This is a genomic window from Mesorhizobium sp. CNPSo 4684 (genome assembly GCF_057784315.1).
Window position 1 is genome coordinate 20695 of record NZ_JBWLUX010000030.1, and the last position, 13768, is coordinate 34462.

14 protein-coding genes are annotated in these 13768 nt (G+C 64.2%); 4 read left to right on the forward strand and 10 right to left on the reverse strand.

Features of this window, described 5'->3' with window-relative positions; genetic code table 11:
* Positions 1 to 31: 31 nt before the first annotated feature.
* Both AC04SG_RS24675 and AC04SG_RS24680 read right to left on the reverse strand, forming a co-directional pair.
* A complete protein-coding gene (locus AC04SG_RS24675) occupies positions 32 to 847 on the reverse strand; it encodes a CDP-alcohol phosphatidyltransferase family protein (protein ID WP_192256777.1) in 816 nt (271 codons plus the stop codon).
* Between the two features lie 2 nt (positions 848 to 849).
* Complete coding sequence (locus tag AC04SG_RS24680; RefSeq protein ID WP_488553165.1) at positions 850 to 1548, reverse strand: phosphatidylserine decarboxylase; 699 nt, start codon at positions 1546 to 1548, stop codon at positions 850 to 852.
* A 230-nt stretch (positions 1549 to 1778) separates the two neighbouring features.
* Between AC04SG_RS24680 and AC04SG_RS24685 the strand changes: the two genes are divergently transcribed.
* Positions 1779 to 2657: an SMP-30/gluconolactonase/LRE family protein gene (locus tag AC04SG_RS24685; RefSeq protein WP_488553166.1), complete on the forward strand. Its 879-nt coding sequence runs from the start codon at positions 1779 to 1781 to the stop codon at positions 2655 to 2657.
* Here the strand turns inward: AC04SG_RS24685 and AC04SG_RS24690 are convergent.
* The 4 genes from AC04SG_RS24690 to AC04SG_RS24705 all read right to left on the reverse strand — a co-directional run bounded on the left by AC04SG_RS24690 (position 2636) and on the right by AC04SG_RS24705 (position 7072).
* A complete protein-coding gene (locus AC04SG_RS24690) occupies positions 2636 to 2983 on the reverse strand; it encodes an antibiotic biosynthesis monooxygenase family protein (protein ID WP_203278084.1) in 348 nt (115 codons plus the stop codon). The two genes, AC04SG_RS24685 and AC04SG_RS24690, sit on opposite strands and share 22 nt — an antisense overlap.
* Before the next feature lie 287 nt (positions 2984 to 3270).
* Positions 3271 to 5151, reverse strand: coding sequence for an ABCB family ABC transporter ATP-binding protein/permease (locus AC04SG_RS24695; RefSeq protein WP_488553167.1), 1881 nt, complete (start codon positions 5149 to 5151; stop codon positions 3271 to 3273).
* 24 nt (positions 5152 to 5175) lie between these two features.
* Complete coding sequence (locus AC04SG_RS24700) at positions 5176 to 5511, reverse strand: ArsR/SmtB family transcription factor (RefSeq protein ID WP_488553168.1); 336 nt, start codon at positions 5509 to 5511, stop codon at positions 5176 to 5178.
* A gap of 133 nt (positions 5512 to 5644) precedes the next feature.
* On the reverse strand, positions 5645 to 7072 hold the full coding sequence (locus tag AC04SG_RS24705; RefSeq protein ID WP_488553169.1) for a LysM peptidoglycan-binding domain-containing protein: 1428 nt from the start codon (positions 7070 to 7072) through the stop codon (positions 5645 to 5647).
* Positions 7073 to 7195: 123 nt separating this feature from the next.
* Between AC04SG_RS24705 and AC04SG_RS24710 the strand changes: the two genes are divergently transcribed.
* Positions 7196 to 7807 (forward strand): LOG family protein, encoded by a 612-nt coding sequence (locus AC04SG_RS24710; protein WP_203278080.1) that lies wholly within the window; start codon positions 7196 to 7198, stop codon positions 7805 to 7807.
* A 73-nt stretch (positions 7808 to 7880) separates the two neighbouring features.
* Here the strand turns inward: AC04SG_RS24710 and AC04SG_RS24715 are convergent, their stop codons facing one another.
* Positions 7881 to 8771 (reverse strand): LysR family transcriptional regulator, encoded by an 891-nt coding sequence (locus AC04SG_RS24715; protein ID WP_488553170.1) that lies wholly within the window; start codon positions 8769 to 8771, stop codon positions 7881 to 7883.
* Positions 8772 to 8884: 113 nt separating this feature from the next.
* Here AC04SG_RS24715 and AC04SG_RS24720 point away from each other — a divergent pair, with 113 nt between their 5' ends.
* Together AC04SG_RS24720 and AC04SG_RS24725 are read left to right on the forward strand one after the other, a co-directional pair.
* The gene (locus AC04SG_RS24720) at positions 8885 to 9175 is read left to right on the forward strand and encodes a muconolactone Delta-isomerase family protein (RefSeq protein WP_488553171.1); all 291 of its coding nucleotides are present in this window, start codon (positions 8885 to 8887) and stop codon (positions 9173 to 9175) included.
* Between the two features lie 200 nt (positions 9176 to 9375).
* Positions 9376 to 10374: a transporter gene (locus tag AC04SG_RS24725; RefSeq protein ID WP_488553172.1), complete on the forward strand. Its 999-nt coding sequence runs from the start codon at positions 9376 to 9378 to the stop codon at positions 10372 to 10374.
* A gap of 14 nt (positions 10375 to 10388) precedes the next feature.
* Here AC04SG_RS24725 and AC04SG_RS24730 read toward each other — a convergent pair whose 3' ends face one another.
* From AC04SG_RS24730 to cimA, 3 genes are all read right to left on the reverse strand, one after another.
* On the reverse strand, positions 10389 to 11075 hold the full coding sequence (locus AC04SG_RS24730; protein ID WP_488553173.1) for a glutathione S-transferase family protein: 687 nt from the start codon (positions 11073 to 11075) through the stop codon (positions 10389 to 10391).
* Positions 11076 to 11085: 10 nt separating this feature from the next.
* Positions 11086 to 12015 (reverse strand): EamA family transporter RarD, encoded by a 930-nt coding sequence (gene rarD / locus AC04SG_RS24735; RefSeq protein WP_488553174.1) that lies wholly within the window; start codon positions 12013 to 12015, stop codon positions 11086 to 11088.
* A 119-nt stretch (positions 12016 to 12134) separates the two neighbouring features.
* A complete protein-coding gene (gene cimA / locus AC04SG_RS24740) occupies positions 12135 to 13751 on the reverse strand; it encodes a citramalate synthase (protein WP_488553175.1) in 1617 nt (538 codons plus the stop codon).
* Positions 13752 to 13768: the final 17 nt, after the last annotated feature.

Here is a 13768-nt window from a genome sequence, read left to right on the forward strand (position 1 = left end):
AAGATGCCCGGCAGGTTCCGACAGGGGCCTGTCAGCCAATATCCGAAGGTGGAACCTTCTCGCCTTCGCGCTTGGCACGTTTCGAGTACGCCCGCACGGAAAACGGCAGGAAGATGAGATAGCCGGCGACCGAGGCGGTCAGCGTGTACCAGGGATAGGTCATCAACAGCAGCACGTAGAGCACGACCGCGAGGATGATCGGCAGCACCTTGTCGCCCGGCACTTTCAGGCTCTTGCCGGAATAGACCGGCAGCCGGCTGACCAGCAGGAAGGCGACCAGGATGGTGAAGCCGGTGGCGACGAAGGCGGCCGGGCGGCTGGGCTCAACGCCAACGCGCAGGAACGACAGATAGAGCGGCAGCATGACCAGCACGGCGCCCGCCGGCGCCGGCACGCCGACGAAATATTCGCTCTGCCAGATCGGGCGATCATTGTCCTCGTCGAGCACGTTGAAGCGCGCGAGCCGTAAGCCGCAGGCGATGGCGAACAGCAGTACCGCGATCCAGCCCGGCGATCCTGCGCGGTCAAGCAGGAAAGCATAGAGCACCAAAGCGGGCGCGACGCCGAAATTGACGATGTCGGCGAGCGAATCCATCTGCGCGCCGAATTTGGACGTCGCCTTCAGCATGCGCGCCAGGCGCCCGTCTATGCCGTCGAGGAAGGCGGCGAGCAGCACCATCACCACCGCCGGCTCGAAACGGCCTTCGAAGCCGAAGCGGATCCCGGACAGACCGGCGCAGATGGCAAGCACGGTGACCAGATTGGGCAGCACCATGCGCATCGGGATTTCGCGGATGCGCGGGCCGCCGCTGCCATGTGCCTCGAACTTTTTGAACGGCGCGCCCACGCTTACGAGATCCTGACGAGCGGGGTTGCGGCGATGCCGCCGAACTCGGCGAGCACCGTTTCGCCGCCGACCGCGGTCTGACCGACGGCGACACGCGGCACGGCGATGGAAGGCAGGAAGACGTCGACGCGCGAGCCGAAGCGGATCAGGCCAAAACGTTCGCCAATGGCGATCGAGCCGCCGGTCTCGGCCCAGCAGACGATGCGCCGCGCCACGAGGCCAGCAATCTGCACGGCGGCGACGGTGCCATTGGGGCTGTCGATGACCAGGCCGTTGCGCTCATTTTCCGAACTTGCCTTGTCGAGTTCGGCGTTGAGGAATTTGCCCGGCCGGTGCTCGATTTTCGTGATGCGACCACGCACCGGGGCGCGGTTCACATGGCAGGAAAAGACGTTCATGAACACCGAGATGCGGGTCATTTCGGTATTGCCGAGGCCGAGCTCGCGCGGCGGCACCGCCGGCCCGACCGCCGAGATGATACCGTCGGCAGGGCTGACCACCAGCCGGTCGTCGACCGGCGTGACGCGCTCGGGATCGCGGAAGAAATAGACGCACCAGGCGGTCAGGATCAGGCCGATCCAGAACAGCACAGAGGAGAAATAACCGAGGAACAGCGTGCCCGCGCCGAAGGCGGCGATGAACGGATAGCCCTCGCGATGGATCGGAACGAAGGCATTCTTGACCGAGTCGACGAGGCTCATCGGATGGGGCTCATAGGATGGGGGCGGTCCCTGTTTCAGGTCCGGCCTCAATACCGGAAAGGCTCCGCTGTCGCAACGCAACATTGGAAAGGCTGCATCGGGCACGGCCGGAACGTTCTTTCCGAGCGAAAGATCGGTAAACCTGCTGTCGGCGAACCGCCCCCTCGCCCGTCCTTGGTGAGCGATCTTCGTCCTTGCCATGAAGACGCTCACAACAAGGAGTTTCCCAAATGCAAAACCCCACTCAAATGCGGCTTGTTGCTGAAGGCCTCGCTTTCGGCGAGTCGCCGCGCTGGCATGACGGACGGCTGTGGCTCTGCAACTGGGGCACCGGCGAGATCTTCGCCGTCGATACCGATGGCAACATCGAGACCATGCTCAAAATATCGGCCACCCTGCCCTATTCCATCGATTGGCTGCCGGACGGACGGCTGCTGGTCATCTCGGGGCGCGAAGGATTGCTGCTGCGGCAGGAGTTGGATGGAGAATTGGTCACCCATGCCGATCTTCGATCGCTGTCGAACAGCCCTTGGAACGAGATCGTCGTCGACGGGCGCGCCAACATCTATGTCAATGGCGGCGGGCCGGCGCCGGCACCGGGAGAGCATTTCGGGCCGGGCACCATCGTACTGATCACGCCCGACGGCACAATCCGCCAGGTGGCGGACAACATCGCCTTCGCCAACGGCATGGCCGTGACGCCCGACAACAAGACACTGATCATCGCGGAATCGCATGCCAACCGGCTGACCGCTTTCGACATCGCTGCGGACGGCAGCCTTGCCAACCGCCGCGTCTGGGCCGATCTCGATGGCTTTCCCGACGGCATCTGCCTCGATGCCGACGGTGCTGCCTGGTATGCGGATGTTCCCAACAAGCGCTGCGTGCGGGTGCGCGAGGGTGGTGAGGTCCTGCAGACCGTGGCGGTCGATCGCGGCTGCTTTGCCTGCATGCTGGGCGGATCCGATGGCACGACGCTGTTCATCGCCGCCGCCGAATGGCGCGGCTTCGAACACATGGTCAGCGATGCGCGCTCCGGCCAGGTGCTGAGCGCCGAAGCGCCTGCACCTGGCGCGGGCTGGCCGTCTTATAGTCCCGGAATCCGCTGATAGTTTGCGATATCGGCACGAACACCGAGCCGGGTCAGCGTCGCCTGCCGGTCGAAGCCTGCCCGCTCCTGTGCCGCCTTGACGATCGGCACGACATTGTCGACGGCCGCCTGGTTTTGCCACTCGACGATGGTGACGAGGTTGAATTCGCCCGGCCCCGAGAATTGCTCGAGCACGAAATCCCGCACGAAGCCTTGCTGCAGACGCAGCAATTCATGCGTTGCCCTGACTTTGCTGAGGATCTCTTCGCGTGCCTCGGCAGGAACGACGAATTTGTCGACCCTGAACACGGCTTCACTGCCAAGCTGTTGATTGAGTTGATCCATTTCAATTGTCTCCGTTCTTGAACGACTTGGGTTCGGTGGCTCAGGAACGGGTTTGCGATCTCAACTTAGGTTGAGGTCAAGAGGGAATTTTTGGTGAAGGGTGGCGCGGCAGCGACGCTGCAAATCTCCCCCCTTGAGGGGGAGATGGCCGGCAGGCCAGAGGGGGTCGGTTCGGCTGGACGCGACCTTCTTGCGAGCGATGAAGGTTAGCGCTCCACGCGCAACGACCCCCTCTGTCGCCTTCGGCGACATCTCCCCCTCAAGGGGGGAGATTGGCGCTCCACCGCTTAACTCACCTCCGAAGTCCGTCTGCGCACAATCACCCCAAGCTCATCGCTCTCGCGCGCAATACGCAGCCTCTCCTCAGCTTCTGTCGCTTCGCGCTGGCGGTCCCACATCGAGGCGTAGAGGCCGTGTTGGCGCATCAGCTCGGCATGGGTGCCGCGTTCGGCGATCTCGCCGTCCTTGAGCACGATGATCTCGTCGGCGGTGATCACCGTCGACAGCCTGTGCGCAATGACGATGGTGGTGCGGCCCTTGCTGACCAGGTCGAGCGCCGCCTGGATCTCCTGTTCGGTGTGGCTGTCCAGCGCCGAGGTCGCCTCGTCGAGCATCAGGATCGGCGGCGCCTTCAAAATGGTGCGGGCGATCGCCACGCGCTGCTTTTCGCCGCCCGACAGTTTTAGCCCGCGCTCGCCGACCATCGAGCGGTAGCCTTCCGGCAGCCGTGAGATGAACGGGCCGATCTGGGCGAGTTCCGCGGCCTTCTCGACGTCCACCTCGCTGGCGCCGACGCGGCCGTAGCGGATGTTGTAGGCGATGGTGTCGTTGAACAGCACGGTGTCCTGCGGCACCATGCCGATCGCGCCGCGCAGGCTCTGCTGCGTCACATCACGGACATCCTGGCCATCGATCAGCACCTGGCCGCCCTGGACGTCATAGAAGCGGAACAGCAGCCGCGAGATCGTCGACTTGCCGGCGCCCGACGGGCCGACAATGGCCACCGTCTTGCCGGCCGGAACCTCGAAGGAGATGCCCTTCAGGATCTTGCGGTTCGGATCATAGGCAAAGTGCACATCGCGGAATTCGACCTTGCCGGCCGAGACGGCAAGCGGCTTGGCACCGGGCTTGTCGGTGATCTCCTGCGGCACGTCGAGCAGGTCGAACATCTGCTCGATGTCGGTCAGGCCCTGGCGGATTTCGCGGTAGATGAAACCGATGAAATTGAGCGGCACCGACAGCTGCACCAGCATGGCGTTTATGAAGACGAAATCGCCGACGCTCTGCGTGCCGGCCTGCACCTCCAGCGCCGACATGCACATGACGATCACGGTGCCGAGGCCGAAGATGATGCCCTGGCCGAAATTCAGCCAGCCGAGCGAGGTCCAGATCCGGGTCGCGGCCATCTCATAGCGCGCCATCGAACGGTCGAAGCGCTCGGCCTCCATACCCTCATTGTTGAAGTATTTGACGGTCTCGTAGTTGAGCAGCGAGTCGATCGCCTTGGTGTTGGCGTCGGTGTCGCTGTCGTTCATGTCGCGGCGGATCGAGATGCGCCAGTCGCTGGCGCGAACCGTGAACCAGACATAGAGCCAGACGGTGAGCGCCACCACAGCCACATATTTCCAGCCATAGGTGTAGGCGAAGATGCCTGTGGTCAGCGCGAATTCGAGAATGGTCGGCGCCGTGTTGAGCATGATGAAGCGCACGATCGTCTCGATGCCCTTGGTGCCGCGCTCGATGATGCGCGACAGGCCGCCGGTGCGGCGCTCGAGGTGAAAGCGCAGCGACAGCTGGTGCATGTGAACGAAGGTGCGGAAAGCGAGCTGGCGCACCGCATACTGGCCGACACGGGCAAACAGCGCGTCGCGCAGCTGGTTGAAGCCGAGCTGCACCAGCCGCACGACATTGTAGGCGACGACCAGCATGACCGGCGCCAGCAGGAAGGACGGTAGCGGCGGCGGGGACTTGGCGTCGCCGGCCAGCGCATCGGTCGCCCATTTGAAGAAGTACGGACCCGCAACCAGTGTCAGCTTGGCAACGACCAGAAGCAGCGTCGCCCAGGTGACGCGTGCCCTGAGATCGGCGCGGTCGGCCGGCCACATATACGGCCACAGATTGCGCAAGGTGCTGAAGGTCGAGCTATCGGAAACGGTTTTTTCTGCCACTTGTCTTGCCTTTTGGGTGGGAGTTCAGCGGCCGGAGCAGCAGGAATTGACGAGCGCGGTCAAAGATGCGGAAACGTCTGCGAGCGCTGCGCGGTCGACCTCATAGCGCGAGCGCTGGCGGTCGGGCTGGAAGCGGACCAGGCCGGCCTCGACCAGGATCTTCAGATGCTGGGAAACGGTGGATTGCGCGAGGTCGAGATGATCGACCACCTCGCGGCAGCAGCAGGAATTGCTGGCCGACAGATGTTTCAGGATCTCGATGCGCGCCGGGTGTGAGAGTGCTGCAAAGCGAGCGGCAACCGCGCGGCTTTCGGGCGGTGCGCGGTTTGCCAAGTCTGGTTCGGTGAAAGAGTCGGCCATCGTTCATCGGCGATAGACGATGAACGGGCGCGGGGCAAGCTAACCCGATGGGCAGAAGGGCGGAACTGCTAATCTCCCCCCGTGTGGGGGAGATGGCCGGCAGGCCAGAGGGGGGCGCGAAGGATCGCGGCCTCTACTTCGCCTTCACCGGCGCCGTCGTCGCTTGCTCGCCCATCGACTTGAGGTCGGCGGCTTCGCCTTCCTTCGACTTTTCCGGGACCTTGAACACCTGCCCTGGCCAGATGCGGTCGGGATCGCTGATCTGGTCCTGGTTGGCGAGATAGATGGTCGAGTAGCGCACGCCATGACCATAGACCCGCCGCGAAATCCGCCACAGCGTGTCGTTGCGGCGTATGATGACGGCGCCGTCGGCATGTTCGAGTTTCGGCGCCACCTTCTCCGGCACGTCGGGCGTTGCTGCCGCTACGACAGCCGGAGCCTCGGTCGCCGGAGCGGCAGGAGCCCCTGCGGGCTCGGCCGGCGCCTCGGCAGCAGCCGGTGCGGCCGGCTTCGGTTCAGCCGGCTCGGCTGGCTTGGTCTCTGCAGGCGCCACGGCGGCAACCGCGTCGCCCGGTTCGCGCTCGAACGGCACGGCGGCGCGGGCCACCACCTTCACGCCGTCAGCATCGAGACCGTCGACATGGATGGTGTAGCTGCCAACCGGGATGTCGCGCGTCGCTTCGACCAGGAAATGGCCGTCCGGCGAGGTCAGCGCGTCGCCGAGCAGGATGTCGTTGGCGTAGGCGCGCACCTTGCGGCCGGCGTCAGCCAGACCGGCAACAAAGATCTTGTTGCCGTCGATCTCGATCGCCTCGACGACGATCTTGGGTTCGGCCACCGCCGCAGCCGGCGGTGTCGCCGGAGCCGGAGCGGCCGGCGCAGTTCCGGCCGGGGCGGCAGGTGCCTCAGCAGCAGGAGCAGCGGCCTGATCGCCGGCAGCCGGTGCCGCAGGCTTGGTCTCAGGCGCGGGAACAGTCAGCAGCTCGGCCGGCTTGCCCGGTTCCTCGACCATCGCCAGCACCTGACCGGCGGCATCCTTGGGAACCGAAACGACGGCAGTCTGCATCGAAGGCGTTACGACATCGCCAGTCGTCGAACGCAGCGCGATCGTATAGTCGCCGGGCTTGAGCGGATCGTCGAGGACGATGACGAAGGCGCCGTCCGGACCGGCGACGGTCGACCCGAGCACCGTCGAGCCGTTGAGGATTTCGACCTTTGAATTGGGCGCGGCATTGCCGGCAACGACGATCGAGCCGTTGCCTTCGACGCGTACGACATCGAAGCTCGGCACAACCGAGCCGGCCGCTGCCGGGGCTGTCGCGGGAGCTATTGCGTCGGCAGGCGCCGGTGCCGGCGTAGCCTTGGCATCGGTTGGGGCGGCAGGCGCCGGCGGCAGCCTTCCCTCGGTCCCGGAGTCGGCCGGCGGCGTCAGCGACGCAATCTCCGCCGGCGGCGTGGGATTGAGATACGGGTCGAGTGCACCCGATACATAGGCCGTTCCGACGACCGCGACGGTCCCACCCGCCGCGAACAGAAACGCCTTCAATGGATTAACAGCCATATTCCCTGCCCCTTAGCCACCTAACGCCGGTCTAGCGTGTTTTGCCGGAACCGACAAGAAAAAGCCCGGGCTTGTCAGCCTCTGGGGCTTGACCCCGCATTCAGACCCAATCACCAATCACGCATGAACACGATTCGATCCGTCTGCGTCTACTGCGGCTCGTCTCCGGGCCGCGATGATATCTACGCCAAGGCCGGACACCTGCTTGGCCGCTCCCTCGCCAAATCCGGCCTGCGACTGGTCTACGGCGGCGGCACCAAAGGCATTATGGGCGCCGTTGCCGACGGCGCGCTCAAGGCCGGCGGCAAGGTAACGGGCATCATTCCGCGCTTCCTCATCAACAAGGAGGCGACCGAAACCGCGCTTGACCGGCTCGACGAGTTGCTGATCACCGACAACATGCACGAGCGCAAGCACAAGATGTTCGAAAAATCCGACGCCTTTGTGGCGCTGCCGGGCGGCATCGGCACGGTCGAGGAGATCGTCGAAGTCATGACCTGGGGCCAGCTCGGCCATCACCGCAAGCCGATCGTCTTCGCCAACGTCAAAGGATTCTGGAATCCGATGCTGGCGCTGCTCGACCATATGTCGAGCGAAGGCTTCATTCACACCGCGCAGCGGGTCAAACCGTTGGTGATCGAAGACCCCGAAGCCATCGTCGCCGCCATCATGGTGGCGGGCTCGTCGGTCGATGCGCCGACGGAAGGCGTGCAGTCGGTGATTGATAAGATGTGAGGGGTTGGGCAGTAGGGATTGGGCAGTAGGCGTTGTGTCAGGTGCCGCGAGCGCCACCCCTACTGCCTATTGCCTACTGCCTACTGCCTACTGCCTCCCTCAACTCCGCAATCACCGCTCGCTTGTCCTGGCGCCGCCAGGCGAGATGGATCGAGACGGTGCGCTCGAACCAGGGCAGGTCACGAAACGCGATCCCTGACGGTGCTGCACTCCGGAGGCTTGCCTGTACCGTCGCCAGGCCGAGTCCGGCGCTGACCAGGCCGAGCGACGTCAGCGGATCGGCCGTCTCATAGGCAATGTCGGGCAGGAAGCCGGCCTTGGCGCAGGCCGCCAGGAACTGGGCGCGGTTGGTGTCGTCGGGCTGGCGCACCACGGTGATCCAGACGCGGCCGTCGAGATGGCCGGGCCGGATGTCGGCGACATCGGTGAGCGGATCATTCTCCGGCATTGCCAGCACCAGCGGTTCGCGCCGAACCAGCATGCCGGCAAGATCGGGATCGTCGGCGGACGGCGGGCCATAGACCAAGCCGAGGTCAAGCGAACGCTGGCGCAACCCCCCGAGTTGCACCGCGGAGCGCTGGTTCTTCAGCTGCAGGTGAAAATCCGGCCGGTCGCGGCGAAACTGCCGCAACATCCGGCTGACGAGGCCAGCATGCACCGCGCCCTCGACATAACCGATGGCGAGCCGCCCGACCGCACCGCTGCCAAGATTGCGGCCGAACTCCTCCAGACGCCGTGCATTGGCAAGCAGCGCCTGCGCCTCGACAAGGAAGGCCTTGCCTTCGGCATTGAGGTGGACGCGCTGCTTTGCCCGCTCGAACAGGGTGACGCCAAGCTGCGCTTCGAGCTGCATGATCTGGCGGCTCAGCGGCGATTGCGAGATGTGCAGGAGTTCAGCCGCGCGGCCGACAGTGCCGGCTTCGGCGACAGTTACGAAATAGCGGAGCTGGCGCAGGTCGAACATTTTTTCCTCCACCTCTTGTAGTCCTATAGGGTCTCAACTTTAGCCTAATCAGTCTTGGACAGTCTGACCAGCGGCGGCGATAGTTTGGGCATCGCAACCACAGGAGACAGAAAATGCAGTTCTTTGCCCTTCTCACCCGCAACACCGAACAGTTCAGCGACGCCGATTTCGCGCCGCTGCTGCCCAGCGAGGCCGAACAGCGCCGCACGCTCTATGCCGACGGCGCCGTGCGCCAGGTCTGGAACCGCGGCGATATTCCGGGCAGCGGCATGATGTTCGAAGCCGGCAGCGATGCCGACGTGCGCGGCCATCTCGCCACTCTGCCGCTGGTCAAGGCCGGCATGATGGACATTGCCGCAGTGGTGCCGCTCGCGCCCTATCCCGGGTTTGGGCCCAAGCGCTGAGCACGCCGCGAATACGCCGCCGGCGGCGATCCCTGCCGCCGGCCAATTTCTGCAGCGTCGCTGATCGACGGACTGTGATCGCCCTGTCAAGAAACTGTCACACAGAACCCGGTTAGCCCATGCTACGAATGACGTGCCGGCATCCGCGCACGGCGTGGTCGAAATCTGTACTTGGTCGAAATTTCTTGGCGAGGCGAGCCGTGAACATCGCTCTCAACGCGGAAGGCACCCCTCTGTCGCCTTACCTGCCCGACGAGCACGGGCTGTTCTTCATCTATCATTTCACCGCCGAGGGCCTGCGCACCAAGGACGCGGCCGAGGCGCAATGGACATGGCGCAGCTACCAGCTGTCCGATCTGCGCGCCCGTCGCGAGATCGCCGCCGAGCAGGCTTTGCCGGCGCCGGTGCGCGAAGCTTTCCTCGGCGCCAGCCAGGGCTGCCATATCGATCTCGAGGATGACTGGCTCTATGGCGACCTGCCGGATCTGCGCCACGACTATTCCGCGGAGGCGCGCGGGCTCGGCCATTTCCGCTTTGCCCTCAACGAAAAAATGCTGATCGGCGCGCGCAAGCAGCCACTGGAATCGGTCGATCTCATCCGCAAGGCGGTGGAGAGCGGATCGCGCAAATTCCGCGCCCCTGCCGACCTGATCGAGGCGGTGATGGGCCAGTCGCTCGACGGCATGGCGGCCGAGCTTCACGGCCTTGGCGATACGCTGGACGGCATCGAGGACCGCATCGTGCGCGACGCCTGGCACAGCGAGCGGCAGTCACTGGTCGAGGCGCGCCGTCAGCTGGTGGTCATCCATCGGCAGATGGCGACACTCACAAACCTGTTCCGCCATCTCGACCATTCGCATCGCAACGAGCTGCCTGACCCGATCAACGACATGGCGACAAGGCTCTCGCACCGGGCGCACAGGCTCTACCACGATGGCGAGCAGCTGCAGGCGCGCACCAGGCTGCTGCAGGACGAATTGATGGCCAAGCTGACGATGCAGTCCAACCAGCTGCTCTATGTGCTGTCGGTGATGACGGCGGTGCTGTTGCCGATGACGATCATTTCGGGCCTGTTCGGCATGAATGTCGGCGGCCTGCCGCTGGTCAACACGCCGATGGGATTCTGGGTGGTGTCAGCGGTTTCGATCGTGATCGCGGCGGCGACCTATCTGTTCGTCAGGCGGCTCGGGCGCATGTAGCGCCCATCAGAGGGTCACACCGTCGCTCGAAGATCCTCGGTGACGGTGCCGGCGGCAGCGACTTCCGCTTCATGATCCGGCTCACGCCAGGTCTCTGCGAGGCCCGCCGAATACCATTCCTGCATCGCCTGCAGACCGAGCAATTGCGCGGGATAGGCGGCCGCCGCGCCCTCGAAAGTGAGCCCATAGGACTGCACGCGAAACGCCACCGGGGCAAAGAAGGCGTCGACGGCGGTGAAATGGCCACCGGCCAGAAACGGCCCGCCGAACCGGGCGAGGCCATCGTTCCAGAGATCGCCCAACCGGAACAGATCATGCTTCAGCGCTGCCGACATCGGCAACGGTTTTACCCGCACGCCGCAACTCATCGGGCACTCGCTACGCAAGGCGGTGAAGCCCGAATGCATTTCGGCGGCGGCCGAACGGGCCCAGGACCGTGCCCTGGCCTCGGCCGGCCACACGCCGTGGTGGCGCTCGGCGAGATATTCGGCGATGGCAAGCGAATCCCACACCGCCCAGCCGTCATCGACCAGGCAAGGCACACGGCCACTGGGCGAGAAAGCCCGGTAGAGGTCGAAGCTCGACCCTGTCGGGAACGGCGTCAGCCGCTCCTCGAACGAGATGTCGAGGGTGCGCATCAGCACCCATGGCCGCAGCGACCATGACGAATAGTTCTTGTTGGCAATGTGCAGCACGTACATGCAAGTCTTCCTACTTCGGAGCCAACACCGCCGAGCGAATTTCACGGCCACGGAACATCGACCAGGAATACATCGCCAACGCTGCCCAGATCAGCGCGAAGGCAATCGCCTGCGTGGCGCCGAACGGCTCGTCGAAAATCAGCACGGCGATCAGGAACACCAAGGTCGGCGCGATATATTGCATGATGCCGATGGTGGAGAGACGCAGAAGCTTGGCGCCGAAGCCGAACAAAAGCAGCGGCACCGCGGTGACCGGGCCGCAGCCGATCAGCAGCGCCGTGTCCGTGGCGGTACTGGAGATGAAATGATCCTCGCCGTTGGCAATCAGGAAGACGATGTAGGCAAGCGCCGGCACCGACAGCAAAAGCACTTCGAGCAGAAAGCCCTGGCTCGGGCCGATCGGCAGCGTCTTGCGGAAAAAACCGTACGCGGCGAAGGAAAACGCCAGCGCCAGCGACACCCAGGGCAATTTACCGGCATCGACGGTCAGCACGGCAACGGCGATCGCCGCCAGCGCCACCGCCGCGATCTGCAGCCGGTCGAGCTTCTCGCCCAGCACCAGCGCACCGACAACGATGACGACCAGCGGGTTGATGTAGTAGCCGAGCGCGGTCTCGACCGTGCGGTCAACCGAGATCGCCCAGACATAAATGGCCCAATTGACTGAAATCAGCGTCGCCGTCAGCGCCGCCATGCCGAGGCTGCGCGGTGAGCGGATCGCCGCCTTGAAATCGGCAGTGCGGCCGGCCCAGACCAACACCGCGGCGGCAATTGGAACCGACCAGACGATGCGATGGGCGATCACCTCGATCAGCGGCAGATGCGCGACCGCCTTCATGTAAAAGGGCAGCAGCCCCCACAGCAGATAGGCGCCAAGCGCCAGCAGGAAGCCGCTGCGGGCCTTGGAGTCTGCGTCGGTCTGGGTTGTTTCATTGGCCATGGGCCAAGGCTATGGCCTAGGCGGCCATCCAAGACCATCGCAAAGTTGTGATGGATCAATGGACTTCCGCTGATGGTTCAAGGGCCGGGCCACCTCCCCCCGGGGCGAGGACCCAAGATTTACTCCGCCGCCACCAGCCCTGCCATCTCGCGGTTCTTCATCAGCTTGTAGACGATCGAATCCATCAGCGCCTGGAAGGACGCGTCGATGATGTTTTCGGACACCCCGACCGTCCACCAGCGGGCGCCGGTGCCGTCATGCGATTCGATCAGGACACGGGTGATGGCTTCGGTGCCGCCATTGAGGATACGCACCTTGAAGTCGGCCAGTTCCATGTCGGCGATCTCGCCCTGGAACTTGCCGAGGTCCTTGCGCAGCGCGATGTCGAGCGCGTTGACCGGGCCATGGCCTTCGGCCACCGACATCTTTTCCTCGCCATCGACCATCACCTTGACGATCGCCTCGGAGACCGTCTTCAGCTGGCCATTGGCATCGAAGCGGCGCTCGACCATGCATCGGAACGAGGTGACGTTGAAGAACTCCGGCAGGCCGTGCAGCATTTTGCGCGCCAAGAGCTCGAAGGAGGCATCGGCGCCTTCATAGGCATAACCTTCGGCCTCGCGTTCCTTGACCACAGATATCAAAGCGTCGAGCCGGTGATCGTCCTTCGGCACGTCGATGCCGCGCCGCTTCAGTTCCGCGAGGAAATTAGCCTTGCCGCCCTGGTCGGAGACCATGACGCGGCGGCGGTTGCCGACGGCTTGCGGCTCGACATGCTCATAGGTCGCCGGCTCCTTGGCGAGCGCCGAGGCATGGATGCCGGCCTTGGTGGCGAAGGCCGAGGCGCCGACATAGGGCGCCTGCGCCTCAGGCGCGCGGTTGAGCAATTCGTCGAAGGCGCGGGAAAGCCGCGAAATGCCGGTCAGCGCCTCGGCCGAAATGCCGGTTTCGAAACGGTCGGCGAACGCAGGCTTCAACGAAAGCGTCGGGATGATGGAGACGAGATTGGCGTTGCCGCAGCGCTCGCCGATACCGTTCAAAGTGCCCTGGATCTGGCGCACGCCGACCTCGACGGCGGCAAGGGAATTCGCCACCGCCTGGCCGGTGTCGTCATGCGCGTGGATGCCAAGACGATCGCCCGGGATGCCGCCGGCGATCACCTTGCCGACGATTTCGCGCACTTCCGAAGGCTGCGTGCCGCCATTGGTGTCGCAAAGCACCACCCAGCGCGCGCCGGCGTCGTAGGCGGTTTTGGCGCAAGCCAGCGCATAATCCGGATTGGCCTTGAAGCCGTCGAAGAAATGCTCGCAATCGACCATCGCCTCCTTGCCGGCAGTGGTTGCCGCTTCGACCGAAGCCTTGATGGAATCGAGGTTCTCCTCATTGGTGCAGCCAAGCGCGACGCGGACATGATAGTCCCAGCTCTTGGCCACGAAACAGATGGCGTCGGATTTCGACTGCAGCAGCGCCGCCAGGCCAGGATCGTTGGACGTAGACACCCCTGCCCGCTTGGTCATGCCGAAGGCGACGAATTTTGCCTTCGCCGTGCGCTTCTGCTGGAAGAACGCGGTGTCGGTCGGATTGGCGCCGGGATAGCCGCCTTCGACATAGTCCATACCGAACTCGTCGAGCAGCTTCGCAATCGCGATCTTGTCCTCGACGGAAAAGTCGATGCCCGGCGTCTGCTGGCCGTCGCGCAATGTGGTGTCAAAGAGATAGAGGCGTTGCTTTGTCATGGCTGCGTGGGTGCGTA

What these genes read in the sequence shown, in the direction of transcription:
- AC04SG_RS24680 (WP_488553165.1), bottom strand. Translation starts at nt 1,548, where the DNA reads ATGAGCCTCGTCGACTCGGTCAAGAATGCCTTCGTTCCGATCCATCGC.
- AC04SG_RS24685 (WP_488553166.1), top strand. Translation starts at nt 1,779, where the DNA reads ATGCAAAACCCCACTCAAATGCGGCTTGTTGCTGAAGGCCTCGCTTTC.
- AC04SG_RS24690 (WP_203278084.1), bottom strand. Translation starts at nt 2,983, where the DNA reads ATGGATCAACTCAATCAACAGCTTGGCAGTGAAGCCGTGTTCAGGGTC.
- AC04SG_RS24700 (WP_488553168.1), bottom strand. Translation starts at nt 5,511, where the DNA reads ATGGCCGACTCTTTCACCGAACCAGACTTGGCAAACCGCGCACCGCCC.
- AC04SG_RS24705 (WP_488553169.1), bottom strand. Translation starts at nt 7,072, where the DNA reads ATGGCTGTTAATCCATTGAAGGCGTTTCTGTTCGCGGCGGGTGGGACC.
- AC04SG_RS24710 (WP_203278080.1), top strand. Translation starts at nt 7,196, where the DNA reads ATGAACACGATTCGATCCGTCTGCGTCTACTGCGGCTCGTCTCCGGGC.
- AC04SG_RS24715 (WP_488553170.1), bottom strand. Translation starts at nt 8,771, where the DNA reads ATGTTCGACCTGCGCCAGCTCCGCTATTTCGTAACTGTCGCCGAAGCC.
- AC04SG_RS24720 (WP_488553171.1), top strand. Translation starts at nt 8,885, where the DNA reads ATGCAGTTCTTTGCCCTTCTCACCCGCAACACCGAACAGTTCAGCGAC.
- AC04SG_RS24730 (WP_488553173.1), bottom strand. Translation starts at nt 11,075, where the DNA reads ATGTACGTGCTGCACATTGCCAACAAGAACTATTCGTCATGGTCGCTG.
- rarD (WP_488553174.1), bottom strand. Translation starts at nt 12,015, where the DNA reads ATGGCCAATGAAACAACCCAGACCGACGCAGACTCCAAGGCCCGCAGC.
- cimA (WP_488553175.1), bottom strand. Translation starts at nt 13,751, where the DNA reads ATGACAAAGCAACGCCTCTATCTCTTTGACACCACATTGCGCGACGGC.